Origin of the sequence: Flavobacterium sp. 20NA77.7 (assembly GCF_031326205.1) — a bacterium.
Taxonomy (GTDB): Bacteria; Bacteroidota; Bacteroidia; order Flavobacteriales; family Flavobacteriaceae; genus Flavobacterium; species Flavobacterium nakdongensis.
Genome location: NZ_CP133721.1, coordinates 883,026 through 908,330 on the forward strand (window position 1 = coordinate 883,026; position 25,305 = coordinate 908,330).

General features: G+C 31.2%; 27 protein-coding genes. 7 read left to right on the forward strand and 20 right to left on the reverse strand.

Annotated features, from left to right (window positions below; translation table 11 throughout):
- Positions 1-7 precede the first annotated feature (7 nt).
- The 13 genes from RF683_RS03870 to RF683_RS03925 all read right to left on the reverse strand — a co-directional run bounded on the left by RF683_RS03870 (position 8) and on the right by RF683_RS03925 (position 9,377).
- A complete protein-coding gene (locus RF683_RS03870; protein ID WP_309532885.1) occupies positions 8-352 on the reverse strand; it encodes a cupin domain-containing protein in 345 nt (114 codons plus the stop codon).
- Between the two features lie 68 nt (positions 353-420).
- On the reverse strand, positions 421-1,056 hold the full coding sequence (locus RF683_RS03875) for a porin family protein (protein ID WP_309532886.1): 636 nt from the start codon (positions 1,054-1,056) through the stop codon (positions 421-423).
- A gap of 12 nt (positions 1,057-1,068) precedes the next feature.
- A complete protein-coding gene (locus RF683_RS03880; protein ID WP_309532887.1) occupies positions 1,069-1,242 on the reverse strand; it encodes a lmo0937 family membrane protein in 174 nt (57 codons plus the stop codon).
- The gene (locus RF683_RS03885; RefSeq protein WP_309532888.1) at positions 1,235-1,669 is read right to left on the reverse strand and encodes a hypothetical protein; all 435 of its coding nucleotides are present in this window, start codon (positions 1,667-1,669) and stop codon (positions 1,235-1,237) included. The genes RF683_RS03880 and RF683_RS03885 overlap by 8 nt, the downstream gene beginning before the upstream one ends.
- Before the next feature lie 122 nt (positions 1,670-1,791).
- Positions 1,792-2,352 (reverse strand): helix-turn-helix domain-containing protein, encoded by a 561-nt coding sequence (locus RF683_RS03890; RefSeq protein WP_309532889.1) that lies wholly within the window; start codon positions 2,350-2,352, stop codon positions 1,792-1,794.
- Between the two features lie 1,221 nt (positions 2,353-3,573).
- Complete coding sequence (locus tag RF683_RS03895; protein WP_309532890.1) at positions 3,574-4,776, reverse strand: hypothetical protein; 1,203 nt, start codon at positions 4,774-4,776, stop codon at positions 3,574-3,576.
- A gap of 199 nt (positions 4,777-4,975) precedes the next feature.
- On the reverse strand, positions 4,976-5,089 hold the full coding sequence (locus tag RF683_RS10270; protein ID WP_408733693.1) for a tyrosine-type recombinase/integrase: 114 nt from the start codon (positions 5,087-5,089) through the stop codon (positions 4,976-4,978).
- 224 nt (positions 5,090-5,313) lie between these two features.
- Complete coding sequence (locus RF683_RS03900; RefSeq protein ID WP_309532891.1) at positions 5,314-5,520, reverse strand: helix-turn-helix domain-containing protein; 207 nt, start codon at positions 5,518-5,520, stop codon at positions 5,314-5,316.
- Positions 5,521-5,523: 3 nt separating this feature from the next.
- Entirely contained in the window at positions 5,524-6,078 is a 555-nt protein-coding gene (locus tag RF683_RS03905; RefSeq protein ID WP_309532892.1) for a DUF2975 domain-containing protein, read from the reverse strand.
- A gap of 102 nt (positions 6,079-6,180) precedes the next feature.
- Positions 6,181-6,909 (reverse strand): sulfite exporter TauE/SafE family protein, encoded by a 729-nt coding sequence (locus RF683_RS03910; protein ID WP_309532893.1) that lies wholly within the window; start codon positions 6,907-6,909, stop codon positions 6,181-6,183.
- 42 nt (positions 6,910-6,951) lie between these two features.
- Entirely contained in the window at positions 6,952-7,902 is a 951-nt protein-coding gene (locus tag RF683_RS03915) for an NAD(P)H-dependent flavin oxidoreductase (RefSeq protein ID WP_309532894.1), read from the reverse strand.
- A gap of 60 nt (positions 7,903-7,962) precedes the next feature.
- Complete coding sequence (locus RF683_RS03920; RefSeq protein ID WP_309532895.1) at positions 7,963-8,553, reverse strand: hypothetical protein; 591 nt, start codon at positions 8,551-8,553, stop codon at positions 7,963-7,965.
- A 110-nt stretch (positions 8,554-8,663) separates the two neighbouring features.
- Entirely contained in the window at positions 8,664-9,377 is a 714-nt protein-coding gene (locus RF683_RS03925; RefSeq protein WP_309532896.1) for a bacteriorhodopsin-like, read from the reverse strand.
- Between the two features lie 112 nt (positions 9,378-9,489).
- Between RF683_RS03925 and RF683_RS10275 the strand changes: the two genes are divergently transcribed.
- Positions 9,490-10,386: a Brp/Blh family beta-carotene 15,15'-dioxygenase gene (locus RF683_RS10275; protein WP_408733689.1), complete on the forward strand. Its 897-nt coding sequence runs from the start codon at positions 9,490-9,492 to the stop codon at positions 10,384-10,386.
- Between the two features lie 37 nt (positions 10,387-10,423).
- Here the strand turns inward: RF683_RS10275 and dnaK are convergent, their stop codons facing one another.
- Positions 10,424-12,313, reverse strand: a complete 1,890-nt coding sequence (dnaK, locus tag RF683_RS03930; RefSeq protein WP_309532897.1) for a molecular chaperone DnaK — start codon at positions 12,311-12,313, stop codon at positions 10,424-10,426.
- A gap of 220 nt (positions 12,314-12,533) precedes the next feature.
- Here dnaK and RF683_RS03935 point away from each other — a divergent pair, with 220 nt between their 5' ends.
- The 3 genes from RF683_RS03935 (at position 12,534) to RF683_RS03945 (ending at position 16,711) form a co-directional block, all read left to right on the forward strand.
- The gene (locus RF683_RS03935) at positions 12,534-13,787 is read left to right on the forward strand and encodes a DEAD/DEAH box helicase (RefSeq protein ID WP_309532898.1); all 1,254 of its coding nucleotides are present in this window, start codon (positions 12,534-12,536) and stop codon (positions 13,785-13,787) included.
- 161 nt (positions 13,788-13,948) lie between these two features.
- The gene (locus tag RF683_RS03940; RefSeq protein WP_309532899.1) at positions 13,949-15,364 is read left to right on the forward strand and encodes an L-serine ammonia-lyase; all 1,416 of its coding nucleotides are present in this window, start codon (positions 13,949-13,951) and stop codon (positions 15,362-15,364) included.
- A gap of 27 nt (positions 15,365-15,391) precedes the next feature.
- On the forward strand, positions 15,392-16,711 hold the full coding sequence (locus tag RF683_RS03945) for a TlpA family protein disulfide reductase (RefSeq protein ID WP_309532900.1): 1,320 nt from the start codon (positions 15,392-15,394) through the stop codon (positions 16,709-16,711).
- Positions 16,712-17,100: 389 nt separating this feature from the next.
- On the opposite strand, the gene RF683_RS03950 is transcribed toward RF683_RS03945, so the two are convergent.
- The 6 genes from RF683_RS03950 to RF683_RS03975 all read right to left on the reverse strand — a co-directional run bounded on the left by RF683_RS03950 (position 17,101) and on the right by RF683_RS03975 (position 22,919).
- Positions 17,101-18,156 carry an outer membrane beta-barrel protein gene (locus tag RF683_RS03950; RefSeq protein WP_309532901.1) on the reverse strand — a complete coding sequence of 352 codons (1,056 nt, stop codon included), beginning with the start codon at positions 18,154-18,156 and terminating at the stop codon, positions 17,101-17,103.
- Position 18,157: 1 nt separating this feature from the next.
- On the reverse strand, positions 18,158-18,439 hold the full coding sequence (locus tag RF683_RS03955) for a hypothetical protein (RefSeq protein ID WP_309532902.1): 282 nt from the start codon (positions 18,437-18,439) through the stop codon (positions 18,158-18,160).
- Positions 18,426-20,402 (reverse strand): KUP/HAK/KT family potassium transporter, encoded by a 1,977-nt coding sequence (locus RF683_RS03960; protein WP_309532903.1) that lies wholly within the window; start codon positions 20,400-20,402, stop codon positions 18,426-18,428. Before RF683_RS03960 ends, RF683_RS03955 begins: the two co-directional genes overlap by 14 nt.
- Before the next feature lie 93 nt (positions 20,403-20,495).
- A complete protein-coding gene (locus RF683_RS03965) occupies positions 20,496-21,173 on the reverse strand; it encodes a response regulator transcription factor (protein WP_309532904.1) in 678 nt (225 codons plus the stop codon).
- Positions 21,166-22,218 carry a sensor histidine kinase gene (locus RF683_RS03970; RefSeq protein ID WP_309532905.1) on the reverse strand — a complete coding sequence of 351 codons (1,053 nt, stop codon included), beginning with the start codon at positions 22,216-22,218 and terminating at the stop codon, positions 21,166-21,168. The genes RF683_RS03965 and RF683_RS03970 overlap by 8 nt, the downstream gene beginning before the upstream one ends.
- 263 nt (positions 22,219-22,481) lie before the next feature.
- Positions 22,482-22,919, reverse strand: coding sequence for a nuclear transport factor 2 family protein (locus RF683_RS03975; protein WP_309532906.1), 438 nt, complete (start codon positions 22,917-22,919; stop codon positions 22,482-22,484).
- 146 nt (positions 22,920-23,065) lie between these two features.
- Between RF683_RS03975 and panB the strand changes: the two genes are divergently transcribed.
- From panB to tpx, 3 genes are all read left to right on the forward strand, one after another.
- A complete protein-coding gene (panB, locus tag RF683_RS03980; RefSeq protein WP_309532907.1) occupies positions 23,066-23,884 on the forward strand; it encodes a 3-methyl-2-oxobutanoate hydroxymethyltransferase in 819 nt (272 codons plus the stop codon).
- A gap of 149 nt (positions 23,885-24,033) precedes the next feature.
- Entirely contained in the window at positions 24,034-24,723 is a 690-nt protein-coding gene (locus RF683_RS03985; protein ID WP_309532908.1) for an RluA family pseudouridine synthase, read from the forward strand.
- Between the two features lie 69 nt (positions 24,724-24,792).
- Positions 24,793-25,290 carry a thiol peroxidase gene (tpx, locus tag RF683_RS03990; protein WP_309532909.1) on the forward strand — a complete coding sequence of 166 codons (498 nt, stop codon included), beginning with the start codon at positions 24,793-24,795 and terminating at the stop codon, positions 25,288-25,290.
- Positions 25,291-25,305 lie beyond the last annotated feature (15 nt).

Below are 25,305 nucleotides of genomic sequence, written 5' to 3' on the forward strand. Positions count from 1 at the left end.
ATAAATTTTACTCTTCGTAGCCATTTTTGATTACTGTAGTAATCATTTTAAATTGTTCATTAGCGTTGAAACTATGTTTGCTATGGGCCGGAATAATTATGCCTTCTCCTAATTTTAATGAAATATTTTTGCCATCAATTAGTACTTCTGCTGTTCCATCAATAATTTGAACATACATATCGAAAGGGCTTGTTTTTTCTCCTAATTCTTCACCACTATCCATTGAAGTAGCGGTTATATTCCCAGTGGTTTTTTTTATATTAGTTTTACTCACTATTGCATGTGGAACATATTCAATTATTTCAATTATAATATGTGGGGTTGATTTTTCTAGTTGTTGATTGGTATTCATTTTTTTTTTTACCTTTATTTTAAACCTTCAGGTAACTAATGATAGTATCTGAAGGTTTTGCTTTGTTTTTAAATTTTGAAGCCAACAGTGAATTGCAACCACTGGTTTTTATATCTTGGAGTTGTAGACGAACCATTTTGATTGTTAGTTTGAAAGTCCCAACCCGCTCTACTTGAAAATACAAATGCATTATAATTTATGTCAAATCCTAATACAAAACCCATGATATTTTTTCGAATATTTTCGTTTTGAAATTCTTGTTCCTGTACGGTACTATTATTTCCAAATGTATACGTGTTTTTTTCCTTAAATAAGTATGAAAACTGTGGGCCAGTAACAAGTGTAAGAAAAGGAGCAGGTTTAATTTGTAATAGTAGTGGAACGTCTAAGTAAGTTGTTGTTCTTGTAAAAGAATAAGGGAATCCTACTAACGTACCAGAACCTTTAAAGCCTTTTTGAGAAATTAATAGTTCAGGTTGAATGCCTAGAAATTTACCTATGGGAATTCCTGCAAAAGCACCTAATGCTAATCCTAATTTTGGATCAGCTACAAAATCGTTGCCTTCTTCATCCCAAACATTTGAAACATTAACACCTGCTTTTATGCCAATAGTTAATTTTTCACGATTATCCTCGATTTGTGCATGTAATGTACATATAGCACTTATCAACAATACACCTGTAATAAATATTTTCTTTTTCATAATTTGTTTGTTTTAAATTGAACTTCCTCTGATTATTTTTATTAGTATTGCTATAACTGCTAACACTAATAATATATGTATAATGTTGCCGGCATTAAAAGCAAAATAATTGATTGCCCATATAATAACTAAAATTACTGCAACTACATATAATAGGTTACTAAATATATTATTTGGTTTACTCATTTTTTATTCTAAAAAATTTAATTGCATTACCTAATTTTTTCATATCATGATTAAAATGATATTTAAAATTTTCCCAATTCGTTTTATTATCCGTCTTGAAATCAGCTATTTTCATTTTCAAGTCGGAATTTTTATTGTTTAATTTTGAAATTTTCTTTTCAAACTTCTTTTTTTCTTCCTTTTTTAGAGTTGAAACACGTAATTTAAACGCCACTAAACTTTTTTCGTTTGAAGCAATTTCTTCCGATTTAGTTTTTCTGAATTCTTCCATTTCTAATTTGTAGTTCTTGTTTTCATCTTCAAGATTTTTGATTCTTAGGCTATTTGATTCTTTTTCTTGAAACCTTTTTTTGTGTGAAGTTGAGCAGCCTACAACTAATAAGCCAATTAATAGAATAGCTGCAACATTAATTTTGTATTTGTGCATTTTTGTATAAATTAGTACTGTAACTTAATTATTACAACTATGCAAAGTTGATACAATTAAGATCAATATATTTATACAATAAAAAGTCATTTTTGTATAATTAAAAGTTAAAGAGTGTCAGTTTATATATCTTCTAAGTTAGTTCTGTTTTTTTTTGAAAGTGTTTTGAAGAAAGATGGCGTTAACCCTGTAATTTGTTTAAATTGCTTGGATAAATGTGCGACACTACTATAATTCATTTTGTACGAAATTTCAGTAATGTTTAGTTCGTCATAAATAAGTAATTCTTTAATTTTTTCTATTTTATGTAGAATAATAAAATGTTCAATAGTAATACCTTTTGTTTCCGAGAAAATTTCTGCCATTTTATGATAATCTTGTTGCATTTTTTCCTGAAGAAGGGTAGAAAAATTCACATTGGGTATTTCGTCAGAATAATGAACCATTTCTACGATAATAGCAATAATTTTTTCAATTAGAATTGCTTTTTTATCATCCATTACTTTTAATCCTGATTTACGTAATTCACTTTTAAGTTCTTCTTTAGTGCTTTCAGAAATAGATTTAACTAATACAATTTCGCCTAATTCAACAGATTTATAGGCAATATTCATCTTTTCCAATACTGATTTTACCATCATTTTACAACGAAGACTTACCATGTGTTGAATAAATATTTTCATTTTTATTTTTTAAGTGAAACGTATTAAATCTGAGCTATAAAACAAGAAAAGGTACTGATGCAGGGCTTACATAACAAAAATTGTAAAAGTAGTATAGATGTGGAGTGTAGGTAATATAGAAAAGGTTTTTAGTGTAAAATATTGATTTTGGGACATTATTTTTACTAGTAATTACAAAGGTAATTAAAAATTAGCAGGTAAAAACTGGATAATGTTTTTTTAACATTTAAATGGGAGGATATAACTTTATGGGTTAAAATTAAATAAACGAAAATTTTATTTAACGCTTATTTTTTCTTTTTGAAAGCACATAGAGTAGTATAAACATAACAAGTTGTAGTAGCAGTACACTAAAAGAATAAAAAAGAACAACTAGTGCACTTCCATATTTAAAATGGTGGGGATCTGTAAAAAGGAACAAATTGAAGACTAACCCAACTATTACTGCGAAAAGTTTGACCCTTTTATAAGAAGTAGTACACCATAGATGTACGATAAACCAGGTGTAAAACACACCGTATAAGAAGTAGAGTAGGGCAAAATCACTGTCAATGGGTAGCATGGGGTTATGTTATTTTGTTTACTTGTTTTTTACTTAATGCAAGTATAAATAAAATAAGTAAAGAAATTAAGGTAAGAAAGAATAGAAAACCTAATATCACTAGCATAAAATATAAACTATACTCATTCAAGTTTTTTTGGAGACCAAGTAAGACGTTAAATAAAAAATAGTGTGTCATAATCGTTAGACAACAGAAATCTAGAAAAGTTTAATGACTAAATTAACTAATGAATTTTTATGATGCTTAGCAGCTTATAACAATAGTGATGATTTATTAGTGATTAGTTGAAGGAGAAAACTTGTTAAATAAAATTCTGAACAGAATAAACGATTTGTAATTGCTGCTAACTGTTGTGCCTGTTGCAAAACTCAAATATACAAAAAATTGCATAAAAACGGGATAATTTGTATGTTTATTCATGGAAGAAAAAAATACACCACAGTTTATTTTTTAAATAGGGAAGTGCTTTGCTTTTGTAAAAACGGTCTATCAAGACTTCATATTTTCAAATTTAAGCGCCCGAAATTTTAGAATTTTGTTCAGGAACTAAAAAATAAACCTCTTTAGGTCTCTGAGTTTATCGAAGAGAAAAGAGGCTTGTTTTTATGTTTTTGTAAATTGTTTTGAGAAAATGATAGTTGTGCAACAGTTACGCCTGTTAGTGGCTGTGATTTTCGTTCCAATCTAGTTTCGTTATTTTATTTTCTTTTATAATTAAAACTGAGATTTCTCTTTCCAATCCAGTGCCGTAATGATCAAGGTTTATTAAAGTATATTCTCCATATTGAGAAGTAATTGGATTATGTGTGTACAAATCACTAAAAAATAATGGATTTACGATTTCTATTTCATTATTTTTTATTTCAGCTATAAATGTCAAATTTGATAGATTTACAATGAATAGTTCTTTGTTTTTCCATCTAAAAAGCGAAAATATTTGAACGCCATATAAATCTAATTTTTTCTCAAAAGCATTTGATTTGTCGGTATATCCTAGAGCTTCTCCTTTAACTCTAGTGTTTATTTCAGTATCTTTAGCTAATGTTAATTTTCTAGGGTTATTAATTATTTTTATTTCCGACGAGCCACTTCCATGACCCAATTCTGCAAGAACTTCATATCCATTATTATTTTTTATTACTGAATTAGTACAAGTTGATTCTGTAAAGAACGTTTTTGAGGTTGATTTTTCGTAAAAATAAACTGTTCCTCCCCATTCTCCATGACAATCTCCATAAACAATAAATTCATCGTCTTCAAATAGTCTTGGTTGACTCTTTAGAGGAAAACTGTCTTTAGATTTTATCCATTTATTACCATTCCATAAATAAATTGAATTATTTGATAATCCTCCTAACTGATTATCAATTATCCAATGATATTTAAATTTTTTAGTATTTAATTTATTTTCGAGATTTGTATCTCGATCAAAATTATCAAGTTTAAAGCAAGCGAATTTTCCGTTTTCAAAAAGTGAGACAAGTGAGTTCTGATATATTACAGAGAATGATTTTGGAAAATTTTTGATATTATCTATTTCATCTTCAGCTTCTTCAAATTTGTTAGAGAAGTATGGATTCTTAACGATAATATGAGTTGTATCAAATTCTATAAAGCTATTGCTTACAGAAACATTGAATTTTTCTTTATAGGGACTTTTATATAAACTATCTTGTGTTATTATAGTTTTATTCCAGCTTTGTTTTTGAAAATGTTCCAAAAGTTTTTTTTCAAAATTCTGTTGATTGTTTTGAGAACAAACCGAAATGAAAAATCCTAAAAATAATAAAATGTTGAAGTGTTTTCTCATCATTGTCTCTTTGGTATAATAATTTTCTGTTTTGCACAGTTTTTTCATCATTGCCACTAACTTGTATATATGCTCAGTTTTTTGCTTTTTTGTTGAGCAAAGCTTACTGTTTTTGGTTAGCTATGCTCAACTATTGTTGCGTATTATTTTTTTATAAATCATCAAAAGGACTTTTAATTTGTTGAATGTTTTTAGTACTCACATGCGTGTAAATTTCAGTAGTTTTACTACTATTATGTCCTAATAATTCTTATATATATCTTAAATCGCTTCCACTTTCTAATAAGTGAGTGGCATAGCTATGTCGTAGCCAATGTAATGTAATAGGTTTTTTTATTGTGGCTAATTTAATACTTTTTTCAATACTTCCTCTAAACTTCTAGCAGAATATTGCGTATTTTTTTCTTGTCCTTCAAAAAGATAAATTTTTGGGCTGTATTGTTATTTTAGGAAGGTTCAGGTGTTTTGATACTCCATAGATAGTGTATGGATAGTGTATGGATAGTGTATGCAAAAGTAGTTGTTACCAAATTGAAGTTATAGGTTCTGTTTTTTAAAGAGAAAAAAATTAACTATTATTTAATTCAGTTACTCTTCCACAAATTCCAAAATATCACCTGGCTGGCAGGCAAGAGCGTTGCAAAGTAATTGAAGTGTGCTAAAACGTATGGCCTTCGCTTTACCTGTCTTTAGGTTAGATAAATTAGCCAGTGTAATACCAACTTTTTCTGAGAGTTCGTTTAAAGACATCTTTCGTTTAGCCATCATGACATCTAAATTTACTATTATTCTCATACACTAAATTGTTAATTCGTTTTCTTCTTGTAGTTCAATACCACGCTTAAAAATGTGTGCAAGGACTAAAAGGACAACTCCCATAAACAACCACACATCAGCACCGCCAAATTTTAATTCTTCCAAACTTGGCATAGGTATATCTTGTGCAAGTAACCAGTTAGTATAATTGGCTCCCCATAAAGAGAATAGACCTATTCCAAAGGTTATATACATAAAGTTAAATATAAAACGACATACATCTTTATTGAAAGGTTGTGCCAAACTTAATTTTTTATCGTACAACAATTTAACAATTAAGTAAAACAATAAGGCTTTTAAACCTGTTGCAATGATCATTAAACTTGTAATGCTAACAAAATGAGAGGTGCTGTTTTTTAGCAAAGTCGCTAAATTAGTTTCCTTCCAAAAGTGCTGTGCTCCTTCAGGATTAATAAATAAAGAGAAAAAGGTGTTAAAAATAAAACCGCCTAATTCTATACAAATTCCGATAAAGATAATCCAAGCTAATGCATATATTATTTTTAGGATGTGCTGGGTAGTAATTTTAATTTCCATCTGTGCGTGTTTTTAAAATTTCCATCAAAATTACTAAATATTTATTGTTTATCAATAAAAATATATTATTTTTTGATAATTTTTTTATATTAGTTAATATAATTATATAAAAACACCTTTACTAAGTGTCAGTACACCAGTTACTAAAATTAGTATAAGAACGCTATTTTTAAATTGATTTTCGGTAAGTAAGGATAAGATTTGTTTGCCGATGTAGGTACCAATAAAACTTACGACAAGTAGAATAGGGATTAGGTATAAATCATGTTGATGAACAAACCCATTTGCCATATAAACAATACTTCTACTAGCATCTATACCTAAATCAATTACAGCAGAAGTTGCAATAAATACACTGGATTTTAAATGATAAGAAGCTAAAACGACACCTCGAATAGTACCTCCTGTGCCAAGTATACCTGCTAAAAAACCTGAAAGAGCACCACCAATAATAGCTGTAGTGCGTGTAGGATTGAGTTTTAAATTTCTAAAAATGAGTAGAGTTAGGCTAATTAAAATTAGAAATATAGCTAACGATTTTTCTAACAAATCACTTGTGATATACTTACTTAGCCATGCACCTATGCTTACAAAAACAATGGCAGAAAAGCCCATTCGTATAATGAGTTTTTTGTTAAAGCCTTCTCTAAAAAAAAAGATTTTTGAAATATTACTACTTAAGTGAAATAATGCTGTTATACCCAAAACTGAATGAAAATCAAAAAAATAGCTAGCAATTGGTACAAATAGCATTGAAGAACCAAAGCCACCAACGGTCCCAATTATCTCAGCTAGTAATGCGAGAAGAATAAAATAAATAAGAAACTCCAAAACAATATAGATTTCTAAGTAAATATAGTAATTTATATCGAGTTAATTTAATAAATTTTTTAGTATTGATGCAACAGGCAAAATAGCTTTAGTATGAGCAATACTTGGACCAGCTACCCAAACCGTTTTATAGGTAACCTCTTTAGCTGCTTTTTCTGTGGCTTTCATGCCTATATAAAAACGAACCATTTTTACCCACTTTTTTAAACGTTTGCTTTTGTTTAAAAAACGTTCAATCCAAGGCTGTTTTGTGCCTACTTTTTGCACATAGGGTGTATTGATTACCGTACAAGGAGTACCAGAAATACGTTCGGTTACAACAATATCTGAATCTGTATAGGTTACACATGCCTGTTTATACTCTTCTGAAACGTCAGCTTCTAAAGAAGCTATAAACGGACTACCCACAGAAACACCTACGGCTCCATAGCTCAACATTTCGTCTAATTCTGCTTTACAGCCTACACCTCCAGCAGAAATAATAGGGAGGGAGATAGCGATGCTTAATTCTTTAAGTAGGGCTTCAGGCGATAAATTACCTCGATGACCGCCCGCTTCATTGTTTACGGCTATAACCGCATCAGCACCTAGTTGTTCAACTTTTTTAGCAAAAGCTAAATCGGTAACATCACAAAAGACTTTAATGCCGGCTTGGTGTGCTTGTTTTATTGTTTCTTCCGGACTTCCTAATGAAGTAATAATAAAATCTACTTTTTCTTCACAAAGTACGCGCAGTTGCTCTTTGTATTTAATATTGGATTTATTAACAATTAAATTGAAGCCAAAACTTCCTCCTGGTACTTTGTTTGCTTTTAATGTTGCTATGGCTGTTTTTAGTTCGTCTAGTGTTCTGTAGTTTAGAGCGGGAATACAACCCGCTACACCATTTTTCATCCCTTCTATCACCATTTTAGTATTAGATACTAAAAACATTGGCGCCATTATGATGGGGTGGGTAATACCTAATAAATCGTGTAGGTTTTGTTTTTTCATTGTACAGAATAATTTTACCAAATATACTAAAAAATGCTATGCATGCATATATAATAAGTATTATTTTTTAGGGTCAAATCTTCGGGTTTCAGGATTGAATTTATAACGATTTGACTGCGTTTTATTGGAAAGAATGACATCATTTTCTTTGGTTAAAGAAAAATCGAAGCCTTCTCGTCTTGTTTTTTCTTGGGTTTCTGAAGTGGTTTTGTTTTTGTCTAAAAATACGGTTTCTTTAATTTTACTTGTTTTTTGAATATTGCCTAGAATTTTAACTTTGGTAGATGAAAATTCCCAAATTTCATTAGAAGTTACAATAGTTTCTTCTTTCTTCAATTTGGTCTCAATTTTTATATTTTCAACATAGCTAAAATGATACAGTTTTACGCCACTTATAGTGAAACTCGTAATTTTTAGTTGGGTTGGAAATTGAGTTTTGTCTGAAGTAGTTAATTCTTTGAGTACTACTTTTTCTTTTTTATCATCAAACTGAATATAGGCTACTAATTTATTTTTTCCTCCTTCGGAACTAATTTCAGCGGTTATGTTTTCATAACTGGCAAGGGGAGGAAGAGGTGCTGCTTTTTTCTTTTGACTAAAAACCAGGCAACTAAGCAAACTAAAAACGAAAATCAGACACTTTTTTAACATAAAAAACAGATTAAATTTGGTTTTACCAATATACAATTTATTTTCAAATAAAAAAACCGAGCTAATTTCTTAACTCGGTTTTCTTACAAAAACTAAATTACTTATTTAAACTATTCTTTTTGAGACTGAACAGCTAAATTGTAAATTACTAATCCAAAACCAATTTTGTTTATGGCATCAGCAATGTTGTAGGCGATATCTACGCTACCTTTTCCTAATATACTTGTATACCAGCCATCAGTACCTAACATGTATCCTAATGGATAGATTGCCCAACCTACTAATACGAACCAGCATAAAATTTTGTGTGATTTTAATACATTTCCTCCAGCAGCAGTTGCAAGTTTAGATGCAGAGCCTAGCCAAATTTCATATACAATAATGAAGTAAGCAATACCTGAAATACCACCCCATAATGCAGCTGATTCAGAGAATACAGTTTCTCCTAAATAACCTGTTACAAGCATAATTACAGATAAAGCAATCATTTTCCATAATAAATCTGTTTTTGCTCCAGCTACTTTTAAAATTAAATAGAATTCAACACACATTAATGGCACTGTTAAAATCCAATCTACGTATCTAAAAAATGTTGGAGATTCACCTACTACAGCCCAATATTCTTTCATGTAAAAATAATGTACTGCAGCAATGAATGTAATTAAACCTGAAACGAGTACCGAGGTACGCCATTTTTTGTCAAATTGGTTTAACGAAAGAAAGAAAAATGCAGACGCAGCCATCATTGCCATGCATCCTACAAAAAATGTAAACCCGATGTAATCATCTGGTAGCATTTTTGAAATTAATACTAAATTTTTCATAGTTTTTTGGTTTTTAATTAAAAAAAATGTTAATTTGTTTAATCAAAATTAAAAAACATTAAACAATAAACCAAATAAATGTTTAATTTTTTTAAAAAAACAATAAACAAAAATGAAAAATTACGTCAAATTACCTATCGTATTGAGTTTCTTTGGGTTATGGATTTCTACTTTTTTTTCTGAGGAAAGCCAAGTGTACATAGGCTTTGGCCTTATTTTTACGTTTGGTATTTTACACGGTTCTAATGATTTATTGATAATCAATAAGTTAGATAAAAAAAATAGTAAAATAAATTATTTTAGACCTCTTTTTTTGTATGTTTTGTTCATTTCTATCATTTTAGCTCTCAATTTTCTTGTTCCAAAATCAATTTTTTTGCTATTTATTTTAGTGAGTGGTTTTCATTTTGGTGAGCAACATTTACAACATTTAAATTTGAACTCCACTAAAGTAATAAGATACTTATTTTATATGATTTATGGGTTAGTAGTAATTAGCATGCTTTTATTTCTAAAAAAGCAAATTGTACACCCCATAATTATAGATCTTATTCATGTTTTTTTCCAGTTGTCGTTGTTTTTATATTTATTTATATTTTCGGCTACTTGTTTTATATTGATGTCTATTTATTTCATAATAACTTCTAAACTAAAGGTTCAACTCCTATTTACCGAATTATTTTATTTAGTAATACTGGCAGTAATTTTTAATCACTCAAGTTTAATATGGGGTTTTACGATTTATTTTGTAATATGGCATAGTGTGCCCTCTATGATTCATCAAATACAGTATTTATATGGTAGTTTTACTATGTTTAATTTTATTATGTATTGTAAAAGCGCCTTGATTTATTGGTTAATTGCTTTAATCGGTTTGTTTGTTTTTTATTATCTTTTCAAAGATTTAAAAATGTTTAATACGTTGTTTTTCTCTTTTTTATCGGTAGTGACCTTTCCACATGTATTTGTAATTATAAATATGTTTAACTCAATAAAAAAACCGAGCTAATTGCTTAACTCGGTTTTTTATTTTTAGTTGTTCTGAATTATTTTACTTCTTCAAAGTCAACGTCTTGTGTAGCGTCTCCATTTGTGTCAGCAGTAGGCTCGCCTTGTGCGGCACCTTGTTCTTCAGCTTGTGCTTTATAAAGTTCTTCTGAAGCGTTTTTCCACGCCTCATTAATTTGATCTAAAGCAGGTTGAATTGTAGCAATATCTTTTGCTTCATATGCTTTTTTCAATTCTTCTAAAGCCGAAATAATAGCGGTTTTATTTCCTTCAGAAAGTTTATCACCAAATTCGGTTAATTGTTTTTCTGTTTGGAAAATCATACTGTCCGCTTCATTTAATTTGCCAGCTTTTTCCATCGCTGCTTTATCTGCTTCTGCATTCATTTCAGCTTCTTTCTTCATTTTTTCAATTTCTTCTGGTGTTAATCCAGATGAAGCCTCAATTCTAATATCGTGAGATTTTCCAGTTCCTTTATCTGTAGCTGATACTTTAATGATACCATTAGCATCTATATCAAAAGTTACTTCAATTTGAGGAACACCTCTTTGTGCTGGTGGAATACCATCTAAGTGAAAACGACCGATAGTTTTATTATCATTAGCCATTGGACGCTCACCTTGTAGTACATGAATCTCAACAGATGGTTGGTTGTCTGCAGCAGTAGAGAATACTTGCGATTTTTTTGTTGGGATAGTTGTGTTGGATTCAATTAATTTTGTCATTACACCACCCATTGTTTCAATACCTAGCGAAAGAGGTGTTACGTCTAATAATAACACGTCTTTTACATCTCCTGTAAGAACACCACCTTGAATGGCAGCGCCAATAGCCACGACTTCGTCTGGATTAACTCCTTTTGAAGGTTTTTTGCCAAAGAATTTTTCTACTTCTTCTTGAATTACAGGAATACGTGTAGAACCTCCAACTAAGATTACCTCATCAATATCAGAAGTTGCTAATCCAGCGTCTTTTAAGGCTTTTGCCACAGGATCCATAGAACGTTTTACCAACTCATGGGCCAATTGTTCAAATTTAGCACGCGTTAAAGTTTGAACTAAGTGTTTTGGACCTGATGCAGTAGCTGTAACGTATGGTAAGTTAATTTCTGTTTGTGCAGAAGATGATAATTCAATTTTTGCTTTTTCAGCTGCTTCTTTTAAACGTTGTAGCGCCATAGGATCTTTACGTAAATCTACACCTTCAGCACTATTAAACTCATTAGCTAACCAGTCAATAATCACTTGGTCAAAATCGTCACCTCCTAAGTGGGTATCACCATTTGTTGAAAGTACTTCAAATACCCCGTCTCCTAATTCAAGAATAGAAATATCAAATGTACCACCACCAAGGTCATAAACGGCAATTTTTTGATCTTTTCCGCCTTTGTCTAATCCATAAGCTAAAGCTGCTGCTGTGGGCTCATTTATGATACGCATTACTTCTAATCCTGCAATTTGACCCGCTTCTTTTGTAGCTTGTCTCTGTGCGTCATTAAAGTAAGCAGGTACGGTAATAACCGCTTGTGTAACGGTAGTTCCTAAATAATCTTCAGCCGTTTTCTTCATTTTTTGAAGCGTCATGGCTGATAATTCTTGTGGTGTATATAAACGACCATCAATATCTACACGAGGCGTATCGTTATCTCCTTTAACTACTTTATACGCTACTGTTGAAGCTTCTTTAGCGCTTTCAGAGTATTTGTTACCCATAAAACGTTTAATAGAAGCTATTGTTTTTGTAGGATTTGTTACTGCTTGTCTTTTTGCAGGATCACCTACTTTAATTTCACCACCTTCCACAAATGCGATAACGGATGGTGTGGTTCTTTTTCCTTCTGCGTTTGCAATTACTACAGGCTCTCCACCTTCCATCACTGCCACACAAGAATTTGTTGTACCTAAGTCAATTCCAATAATTTTACTCATAATCTTTATTTACTTTATTGTGTATGTTTTGTTTCGTTTTTTTTAAACTTGTTTGCTATAAGTCAAGTTTTATGCCATTAGTTCTTTTGTGTGTTTTTTGGCAGAAATATAAAAATAGCACTGACAGATTGACATTTTTAAGACATTTTTACTTTTATTTCCTACGAATAATTTAGTCTGAATACATTAAATCGTATCTTTGTCCCATAATACAAAATATATGACCTTTCAAGATTTAAATCTACACCGCAATATTGTTGAAGTACTTAAAGAAGAAAACTACATTGCACCCACACCCATACAAGAACAAGCTATTCCAATTATTTTAGAAGGACACGATTTAGTAGGTTGTGCGCAAACGGGCACAGGAAAAACGGCTGCATTTGCCATTCCAATTTTAAATTATTTACACCCTATTGTTGGGTCTAAAAATAAACGTAAGACACTACGAACCCTTATATTAGCACCAACCCGTGAATTAGCACATCAAATTTTGGATAGTTTTAATACCTACGGTAAGTACATGACAACGAAAGCGATGGTAATTTATGGTGGTGTAAATCAAGTGCCTCAGGTGCAACAATTAAAAGAAGGGGTAGATGTATTGATTGCTACTCCCGGCCGATTACTTGATTTACATAAACAAGGGCATATCGATTTAAATCATTTGCATCATGTGGTTATTGATGAGGCAGACCAAATGCTAGATATGGGGTTTATCAATGATGTAAAAAAAATAATCAAATTAACTCCAGAAAATAGACAAACACTTTTGTTTTCAGCTACGATGCCAGTGGCTATAAGAGAATTAGCAGATGCATTTTTGACTAAACCAAAATTTGTTTCGGTAACGCCTGTTTCAAGTACAGCTGAAAAAGTAAATCAGAAAGTATATTTTGTTCAAAAGGAAGATAAAAGAAAATTATTAATTCATTTGTTGCAAAATGAAAACTATGCGAATGCTTTGGTTTTTGTTCGTACCAAACATAGTGCAGACAATGTGGTAAAAGCACTTAAAAAGCATGAAATTTCAGCGGCTGCCATTCATGGCGATAAATCGCAATCGGCTCGATTACGAGTTTTAGATGAATTTAAAACCAAACAAATTTCTATATTAGTGGCTACCGATATTGCGGCTAGAGGAATTGATATTGATTTATTGCCTTATGTGATTAATTTTGATATTCCAAATATTCCTGAAACCTATGTGCATCGTATCGGAAGAACGGGTAGAGCCGGAAATGAAGGTTTGGCCATTTCTTTTTGTGGAAAAGACGAATTGGCATATTGGAAAGACATTGAAAAACTTACCCGTCAGCAAATAAAAGTCGTTAAAGACAATCCGTTTCCATTTAGAGAATTTACGGAAGAAGAAAAAGCAGCGAAACAAAACGACAGAAGAAATCCTAGAAAGCAAAATCAACAAAAACCTAATGGATCAAATCCTTCCAAGAAAAAAAAGAGAAGGTATTAGGTTGTTTTGTTAGCCATAGGAGTTTTAAAGTTAGCTACGCTTTGGTAGGCTGTGTTTCGGGTGAATTTTAGATATTTCTACTTTTCTTCAACTAAAAAAACTACTTTTAAATTCTAAATTCTAAATTCTAAATTCTAAATTTGCATGATAACGTTTTAGGTATGGAATGTATTTCAGTTTTTGATATGTTGAAAATAGGTGTGGGGCCTTCAAGTTCTCATACATTGGGTCCTTGGCGTGCTGCCGAACGTTTTTTGGCAAAACTTAGAGAGCAAGGAGTTATAGATACTATCAATAGTGTCAACGTAGATTTGTATGGTTCATTATCTTTAACGGGTAAAGGGCATGCCACAGATTTGGCCGTTATGTTAGGTTTAAGTGGTGCTGATCCAGAATATATACCTGTTGAAAGTATAGACGTAATTATTTCGGCTATCAAAAATAAGAATGAAATCTTTTTAGGTAACGAAATTATTATTCCTTTTCATGCAGATAAGGATATCGTTTTTCATCGTAATTTTTTACCTTTTCATGCAAATGGTTTGCGTTTTACGGCCATAACAGATACGAATGAGTATACGGAAACCTATTATTCAATAGGAGGTGGATTTGTGGTTCAGGAAGATGAGAATGATGCTGCTGAAAAACTAAAATGTGCTTTTCCGTTCCCGGTGGATAAAGCAACAGAATTATTGGCTTACTGTGAAAAAGAGAACAAGAAAATATCTGAAATTGTTTTAGCTAATGAGTTGTCTATGCGTTCAGAAGATCAGGTACATAACGAATTACTCCGTATTTGGGATACCATGCTCGAATGTATGTACATAGGTTGTCACACTGAAGGCACGCTTCCGGGTGGCTTAAATGTAAGAAGACGGGCTTATGATATGCATAAGAATTTAATTGGTGTCTTGCCTTATGAAGATCCCTATTCTTGGCTTCAAATCATTAGACAAACAGAAGTAAAGTTTCGTCAAATTTTAAAATGGGTTTCTTGTTTTGCTTTGGCAGTAAACGAAGTTAATGCTTCATTAGGGAGAGTAGTAACGGCACCAACAAATGGAAGTGCGGGAGTGATACCAGCGGTGTTGATGTATTATATGGTGATAGAAAATCATGAAGCAGACGAAACTCATATCAAACAATTTTTATTAGTAGCAGGTGAAGTAGGTAGTATCTTTAAAAAAGGGGCTACGATTTCAGCAGCAATGGGGGGGTGTCAAGCGGAAATCGGCGTGTCGAGTGCTATGGCGGCTGCAGCTTTGTGTGAAGTAATGGGTGGTACGCCCGATCAAGTATTGATGGCTGCCGAAATTGCCATGGAGCACCATCTTGGACTCACTTGCGACCCTATAGGTGGTTTAGTACAGATACCTTGTATAGAACGCAATACAATGGGTGCCATTAAAGCAATTAATGCGGCAGAATTAGCTTTAGAAACCGATGCTAAAAATGCTAAAGTTCCCTTAGATAAAGTCGTTAATACCATGTGGGAAACCGCAAAAGATATGAACTCAAAATACAAGGAAACTTCTGAAGGTGGCCTCGCTGTAGGAGTAGGTCTAGCAGATTGTTAAGTAGTATTAAATTTAGTAAAATTTACCATGAAAAAAAATCTATTTGTTTTATTTTATACGTTGATTATTATAGCTGTTGGTCATGCTCAAAAAAAACAAGCTCTTCAACCAAATGGCTATGTGATTTCTATTGCTGCTAAAAATATACAAAACGAAAAATTGCTGTTGTATATGCAATATGGTACCTCAAAAAAACAAATTGTTACGGATAGTACTGTAATAAAAACGAATGATCAAAAAATTGAGTTTAAAGAAGATAAAAAAATAATTGGAGCCATCTATTTTTTCAAATTAGCTTCACAATCAAATCCCATAGAATTAGCAATTGATAATGGTGCTCGTTTTTCAATCACAATAAACGATAAAAATATTGATAATCTACAAGTTAATAATAATGAGTTAAATAAAGACTTTATTAATTTTCAAAGACAAAACAAGACTACTTCAATAGACGTAAAGACCGCTGCTCGAACAGTTTTAATTCAAAAATATCCAACTTCTATTTTAAATTTATATTTGGCAATTGAAAATAAAATAGTTGCGCCAATTCCTACTACTGATATCGAAAAGATAGCGTATAGAGATGCCTATTTTAATTTTATGAAGCGCGATGATAAAAGGGTTTATTTGTTGCCAAATATTAATAAATTTTTATACAGATACATTCAAATTTTACCCGTAACTAATGAAAATTACATAGCTAATATTGATGTGGCTTTAAAAGGTTTAGATTGTAATTCTAAAAGTTATCCTGTATTTGCTAAGTACTTTTTATCAAACTTAACTTTTTTTGAATCTAAAAATTTAGAAAAGGCTTATAACCATTTGTATACCAATTATGTGAAAGATAATCCGTGTAAGTCATTTACTAATTCAGATTTGAATTCGTATAGTAATCGATTTGATACCAATCAAAAAGTGCCTATGGGTGCTACAATTCCTGATGCAGAGTTTATTACGAAGGATAGTGTTGCTTACAGTCTTTCAAAAATATATACCGAAAACGATTATACCTTTATTGCTTTCTATAGCCCGTCATGTCCTCATTGTGAAGAAAAAATGCCTCAAGTTGCTGCTTATTTCAACACGGCTACAAAACGATTACCAAACAAGAAAATCCAATTAGTAGCGATTCTTAATGATGTAATTGAAGAGAAATGGCAGTCTTTTATAATAGCTAAAAACTTAACGAATGTACTAAATCTGAAATCTACCGACGCGACACGCAAGTACCAACAAGATTTAAATGCGTTTTCCAATCCGTCTTACTATTTAGTAGATAAAACAGGCACTGTGCTTTTAAAATCATTTAATACGCAGGCATTGAATGAACTCATGCAGAATTAGTTGTTAGTGATTAGTGACTAGTAATTAGTGAATGTTAATGGGAGTGGTTAGTCTCAGTCTCAGTGGTTAGTGTTAAAAGTTTCAGGTTTAGCTTCGCTCAGTTCGGCTTCGCCTCGGGTCAAGTTTCAGGTTTCAAGTTCTAACTCCAAATCCCAAATCGTATTTTTTTTGGTTATTGGTAATAGGTTATGGGAAATGGGTGTCTTTTTACAGTATACTGTATTCATTCCTCCGTCTCTTCGAGTAGCGTAGCGTATCGAGAAGCAAACTTTTAGTTTTCAGTCATAGTCACAGTTTTCGGTTATTAGTGAAAAGTTGTAACTCCTAACTCCCAACTCTCAAATTCGTTGCGTTCCTTGCGGTTAAGCATCGTTTTGCTCTGTTTGGCATTAAAAGCTATAGCTGAGTGTGGTTAGCCAATACAAATTGTTTTTTTTGGTACTGTTAGCTAAGACGTTTTCTGTAGCGTGGTACCATTTTCCTTCGGTGCGTAATTTAATTTTTTTACTAAATGAATAATCAACGTTAATACTGTTGCCGATGGTTTTAAAAGGCACCAATAAAATCGATTGAATCAGAACGTTTTCTCTGTCTTGGTAATATTCTAAACGATGTGCCACAGCCCATTTACTAGTTACTTGGTATTGATTAATGACAACTGGACTCAACCATGTTGCAAACCCTGAACTGGCATATCTTTTTTGCCAACCTATATCAAAACCTATTTGTGTTTTAAATGAATCGTTCCATGTTTTATCTAGGTAAAAATTAGAAAAAATTCGTGTTACATAATTTTCATTAACTTGAATATCACCTATGAATGTACTCCAATTGTATAACGTGTTTTTTGAAGGTTTGAATTGTACTTGGCTGCCAAAATTTGGAAGCTTATTTACTGAGCTTGAAATGGTTTGCCAACCATTGGATAGCATTATGGCCAAAAACCATTTTTCGTTAAATTGGTGGTTAAATTTAACTCCAGTCATGTAATAAGGTGAGTTTTCAGCTAATAAAGAACGAGAAGCTGTTAAATTTGTAGCTGATGTTGCTGTTTCAAAACCTATGTAACTTGGTAAAATACCAACTTCAATAGATGATTTAGTACTGAGTGTTACACCTATTGAAGCTTCATTTAGCCATTGCTGTGCTTTAGGATAATTAGTTTTAGCATATGTCCCTGTTTGAATGGCTATTTTAGCATAAAAATTGCGATAGGTTAGTTGTGTTTTGAGTAAGGCTAAATTAATTTTAGCATTTGATTTTGTGGTATGATTATATAGAAAAGGCTCTATTTTAGTCTCGTTTCCAGCGTGTGTTGCCGTGTTGTAATACGCATCAACATAGCCTGAGAAGTCAAGTGAAATCTTAGAATTTAAACTGTCTTTTTCTTGAGAAAAAAGGAAAATATTACTAGAAAAGAAAATTCCTAAAAAGAGATGTTTCATTTTATAAAAGTATTAAAGTTTTGTCATCATAAAAATAAATTTCAATTATATCTTTATGATTTATAATTAGCTCAACCCCCTTAAAATCAAAAATGTTAGTTATGATGATTTCTGAGTTATCAGTTTGTTTTATTACCCATTTTGAGACAAAATTAGAACTTCCATGAAAAAATCCACAAATAACACCTATAATTTCTGAAGAATTTTTCAATTTGATTTTAATATTTAAATTAGATAGCGTACTTAATTTGTCATAGATAATTTTTGATTTATCTAGTTTCATAATTATCTCTTTTTAATTCAATATTACTTATTGGTTGATAAATTAGAGGTGCATGTTCTATTATAACATCACTTTTATCAAGCCCAAATGCTTTTTCATCACTAATACTAAGATTTTTAAGATGTTTATAACCATTTAATAATAAACTATCAATTACTTTAAATTCATTCTCAACTGATAAATATTTTTCGATCACAACAAATTTAAAATCAGGTTCAGAATTGTATTTAGTAGAACCATCTGGGCGAATGTGTAAATTCAATTCTTTATTTGCCACTAATTCTTGAACTATTTTTTTGAAATACAATTCGGTTTTAGGCTGAATTCTAAACCCAACATTAATATTAACTTTTATAACTTTGTCATCAATTAATTCTGAGACATTATAGTTTAATGTGTAAGGTTCATTAGTTCTGTTTAAATGTAAAAACCAATAAACATCTGCTCTTTTCGGTTTTTTAGAGAAAATAGATTTAATAATTTTTTCTTCTATTTGGTGTCTTCTATCTGCTTTTGTAAGATAAATTAAATGAGTTGCGAATTTCGGTATTCCATCATCTTCACTCAACTCGGCTAATTGATTACTATATTTACCTAATTCAGTAAATTTTGTAAATCTATTGTGTATATTTCTGGCATTATACCAAACGTACATAATCATAAAAATTCCTAATTCAAAAAACAAAAACATCCATCTCTCTTTGATTTTTGCTACGTTAGCAATGAAAAATGATGATTCTACTATTGCAAATAATCCTACAATTAAGAACACGGCATATTTATTCCATTTTAATCTAAATCTTAAGAAATAACCTAATAATAAAGTTGTCATCATCATAGTTATGGTTATTGAAAACCCATATGCGGCTTCCATATGTTCTGAAGAGCGGAAATATAAAATCATTAATACACAACCAAACCATAGCACATTATTTACACTAGGAATATAAATTTGACCTTTTAATTCAGAAGGTTGACGCACTGCAACTCTTGGCCAAAAGTTTAAATTTATAGCTTCATTAATTAAAGTATAACTTCCACTAATTAAAGCTTGGGAAGCAATTACAGTAGCCAAAGTAGCTATGATAATACTAGGCAGTAAAAACCAAGAAGGTATTATTTCAAAAAAAGGATTTCTACCATTTAAAAAATCTTCGTTTTGGTGCATTAACCAAGCTGCTTGACCTAAATAAGCAGTAACTAAACTTATTTTTACAAAAATCCAGCTAATTCTAATGTTTTTTATACCACAATGACCCAAATCAGAATATAAAGCTTCAGCTCCTGTTGTACAAAGGAAAACAGAACCTAATAGCCAAAAACCTTTTGGATATTGAGTTAGCATTTCATACGCATATTTTGGACTTAAAGCTTTTAAAATATCTGGATGCAGTAAAATTTGACTAAAACCAGCAATTAAAAGCATACTAAACCAAACCATCATTATAGGACCAAAAAACTTACCAATTGTTTGTGTGCCAAAGCGTTGAAAAAAGAAAAGTAAGGACAAAATAACGACAACTAAGCTTACAACTACATTATTTCCAGCAACGATAATGTCTTGTAAACCATTCACCATTCCTAGACCTTCAACGGCTGATGCAACAGAAATAGGAGGTGTAATAATTCCGTCAGCTAGAAGGGTTGTAGCTCCTAATACAGCAGGAATTACTAATTTTTTACCATATCTTTTCACTAATGCATACAATGAAAAAATTCCACCTTCACCATTGTTATCGCCTTTTAATGTTAACCAAATGTATTTTACAGAAGTTTGTAAAATCAGTGTCCAAAATATAGCAGAAAGTCCACCATAAACTAAAACTTCATCAATTTTTCTTGTTCCAATAACCGCTTTTAATGCGTACAACGGACTGGTACCTATATCTCCATAAATAATTCCTAATGCGACTAGTAAGGTTGCTGCTGTTACTTTGTTTGTTGTACCGATTTTTGTTTCCATATTTTTATTTCTAATTTATGGTACAAAGTTCGGAGCAATCTTATTGGTAAAATATAAAGAATGATTACTCTAGTGTAAAGAAAATATAAAGATTTATTGAAATCTATAACCTACGCCACTTTCGGTAATTATATGTTCCGGTGCATTTGGGTTATCTTCAATTTTTTTACGAAGTGTGCCAACAAAAACTCTTAAGTATTGTGTTTCCGTTTGTGCGCCAACACCCCAAATTTCTTTTAAAATGTATTGATGCGTTAAAACACGCCCTTCATTTTTTACAAATAAGGATAACAAATTAAATTCTGTGGCCGTTAATTTAATTATTTCATTATTTTTTTTAACAGTATGTGATAATAAATCAATACAAATAGATCCAAATTGATAAGTAGTTTCTGTATTTTCAATAGTGCTTCTTCTTACAGATGCTCTAATTCTTGCCATTAGCTCGGCATTCCTAAATGGTTTTGTTAGATAATCAGTAGCGCCATTGTCTAATGCTTTTACAATATCTTCTTCTTGATTTAATACAGATAATATAATAATTGATTTGTTGTACCAAGTTCGTAGTTCTTTCAAAACTTCGTGGCCACTTTTATCTGGCAAACCTAAATCTAAAATTATAACCTCTGGAGTATGATTAGCGGCTAATAAGATGCCTTGCTTACCATTATCAGATTGAATCACTTTATAATCGTTACTTTCAAGTGTAATTTCTAAAAGTTTTCTAATTTGTGGTTCGTCGTCAATTATAAGAATATCAGCTTTACTCATTTTTTAAATTATTAATAAAAGTAGTTTCTACTGGTATAAAGATATCAAATTTTAATCCGTTAGGATTGTTGTTTTTCACATCAATTTTTCCATTTAATGCATCAACAAAACCTTTTACAATAGACAAACCTAAACCCGTTCCACCTGTTATGGTTTGTGGTACTCTAAAAAATTTATCAAAAATATATGGCAAGTGTTCACTAGGTATTCCTTTTCCAAAATCTTGAAAAGTTAAAATAAGGTCGTTATTCGAATAATTTGATCCTATTATTATTTTTTTATCTTCAGTGGTATAAAGCAAAGCATTTTTAATGATATTTATTGCAATTTGTTCCAAAAAACCAACATCCATTTTACAAATAGGTAAGGTATCATTGAATTGAAAATTAATTCTTGCGTTATTTTGAAAATTATTTTTAATAATTCGATAAAATTCTTCGTTAACATCACACCATTCTAGTTTAGGTTTTAAAGTTCCAGACTCTAATCTGCTCATATTTAGTAAGTTTTCGACTTGATAGTTGAGCTTTAAACCAGCAACAGCTATTTCGTTTAATAATAAGACTCTATTTTCATTACTAAGTTTGCCTTCTAATTCTTGCAATGTATCAACCGATCCAATTATAGCCGAAATTGGAGTTTTTAACTCATGAGATAAGGAATTCAATAAAGTATTATACAATTTCAATGTTTTTTCTTTTTCTTCTTTTTCTAATGCTTTTTTTTCTATTTTCTTTAGTTTGAATAATAAGACACTATTAATTAAGGCAACAATGAAATACATTATAAACATCAGTATATCTTCTGGATTGCTAATATGAAAAGTAAATATTGGCGGGATAAACAAAAAATTCCAAATAATTGCACTTAGAATTGCAGATAAAATCGTTGGCATAATATCAAATACCATTGCATGTGAGGATACTAATAATAGTAATAGTAATGCAATTATTTTATAATTTAAATAGTCAACAAGAAAAAAAAGGATACAAACAACCATAAGTATAGAAATGGCTACATATATGTATTGTTTTAGTTTATTCATTTTTCTATAATTTATATTTTTATCTTACATTATCAATTCGTAAAACTCCCAAATCGTAAATCCTAATTAATGCTAGGTTTTGAGAAATGGCTGTCTTTGTCCAGTATACAGTATTTGGTTGTTAGTAATATTCAAATTTTCAAATTCACACATCAACTCATTATTAATTCTCAATTGTAAATTATTAGCTGTATCACAAAGTTTCAAAAAGTTACCACAAAAGATACAAAATTAAATATCAATTACCTATTATCAATTCTCCATTACTTTTTCTTCCTGCGTGTGTCTATCAAATGCACAATTTTCCATTGATTATTTTCTAAAATCAAGGTAAAAGCATTTACGCCACCATGGCTATATGTTCCATTTATGTAAAATTCATAAGGTGTCCAAACGTGTGCCATGCTGCCATCAATTTTAACTTCAAAATTAAGTAAACGCTCCTCAAATTTGATATTCTCAGGAATTTTTGTCATCGATTTAAAAAAATCTGTTGCTTTTTCCTCTATTAATTTTGTACCTTTTGTACTTTCATTAATCGATTGCAACAACATTTTTTCATGACAAAAGTTTTTCATTTTGATGGTATCTTTTGCGTGAAATCCTTCAAAAAATGTTTGTATTGTTGCTTTAACTTTGGCTTCTTGAGCGTGCATCGAAACGCTTATCAAACATAATCCTAGTACAATAATTTTTTTCATCATAATAAATATTCATTATACAAAATAAGTAGTTTTTTTAGAATTATTGTTACATTCCATAACTTTATCTTAATTTTGCTTCTTAAATTTTTCGGATAATCATTAGAAAACAAATTTCTGATTTCTGATTTCTAATTCTTAATAAAATGTCTGTAGCAAAAAACGATTACAAAAGAATCACGACCAAGTCTTTAGTTGACATGAAACGTAAAGGAGAAAAAATTTCTATGCTCACGGCTTATGACTATACAATGGCTAAAATTGTTGATACTGCTGGAGTTGATGTTATTTTAGTGGGTGATTCTGCTAGTAATGTGATGGCAGGACATGAAACGACATTACCTATCACATTAGATCAAATGATTTATCATGCTGCTGCAGTAGTGCGTGCTGCTGAACGCGCTTTAGTGGTGGTAGATTTGCCTTTTGGAACCTATCAATCTGATTCAAAAGAAGCCTTACGTTCATCAATACGTATTATGAAAGAGAGTGGAGGACATGCCGTAAAATTAGAAGGTGGAAGTGAGATTTCGGGTTCAATAAAAAAAATATTAAATGCAGGTATACCTGTTATGGGACATCTGGGATTAACACCACAATCTATATATAAATTTGGAACGTATACTGTTCGTGCTAAAGAAGATGCTGAAGCAGAAAAATTAATTGAAGATGCAAAATTATTAGAACAACTTGGTTGTTTTGCTCTGGTGCTTGAAAAAATACCTGCCGATTTAGCGACTCGTGTTGCACAAAGTATTTCAATTCCTGTAATTGGTATTGGTGCAGGTGCTGGCGTAGACGGACAAGTATTAGTGTTGCACGATATGGTGGGTATGACCCACGAATTTAGCCCTCGATTTTTACGTCGTTATATGAATTTATTTGAAGATATGACTAAAGCTATTGGAAATTATGTTACAGATGTTAAATCTAAGGACTTTCCAAATGCGAGTGAACAGTATTGATTGAGGTGACGGGTAATTAGTAATTGGTAATTAGTAATTGGTAATTGGTAATGGGTGATTGGTAATGGGTGATGGGTGATGGGTGATGGATGAAAAGGAAGTATCTATTCATAAACATTCAGAACTAAAAATCGAATAAGTAATATAGAATGAAAATAGTATCTACATCAACTAATTTAAACATACTTTTTGAGGATAATCATTTGATTGTTATCAATAAACGTGTGGGCGATTTAGTTCAAGGAGATCAAACAGGTGATGCTTCTCTGGTCGATATTATTAAAGAATATATTAAAGTCAAATACAATAAGCCAGGTGCGGTTTTTTTAGGAGTAGTACATCGATTAGACCGTCCCACGTCTGGTGTTGTGGTGTTTGCAAAAACATCTAAAGCGCTCACTCGACTGAATGAAACATTTAAGAATAGAGAAACACAAAAAACCTATTGGGCTATAGTTAAAAATAGACCTCCACAACAACAAGATACACTTATTCATTACATTAAACGTAATCCTAAAAATAATACTTCGAAAGCGCATATTCACGAAGTGCCTGATAGTAAAAAAGCGAGTTTGGATTATAAAATTATTCAAGAATTAACAAGTTATTTTGCACTTGAAGTGGATTTGCATACAGGGCGTCATCATCAAATTAGGGCACAATTAGCGGCTATAGGTTGCCCTATAAAGGGTGACTTAAAATATGGTTTTGATCGAAGTAACCCAGATGGAGGCATACACTTGCATGCACGACAGTTGGTATTAATACATCCTGTAACCAAAGAAAATATGGTGTTTACTGCACCTACACCTGACGAAACCTTGTGGAATTTACTTTGATTTTTTAGCATAAGTTTGTGATAGAAATACTAATATTATTTTGTATTTTTGGCATTTAAAACTAAAAAAATGGCAACAGTAACTTTGGGTGGAAACCCTACACATACAAATGGCACATTACCTACTATAGGAAGTCCAGCTCCAGCATTTCAATTAATTGATACCAATTTAGCAACAGTACACTTAGCAGATTTTGCAGGACAAAATGTTATTTTAAATATTTTTCCAAGTATAGATACACCCACTTGTGCTACTTCCGTGCGTACATTTAATACGTTAGCATCTCAATTGCCAAATACAAAAGTACTATGTATTTCTAGAGATTTACCTTTTGCTCAAAAACGTTTTTGTGGAAGCGAAGGCTTAGAAAATGTAATTAACCTATCTGATTTTCAAGAAGCAAGTTTTGGAAAAGCGTATGGAGTTTTGTTAACCGATGGGAAATTAGCAGGTTTACATGCAAGAGCAATCGTGGTTATTAATGGAGCAGGAGAAGTGGTACACACTGAGTTAGTAGCTGAAATAGCTAACGAACCTAACTATGAAGCAGCACTAAAATCGTTATAAAAAGGATACAGGTTT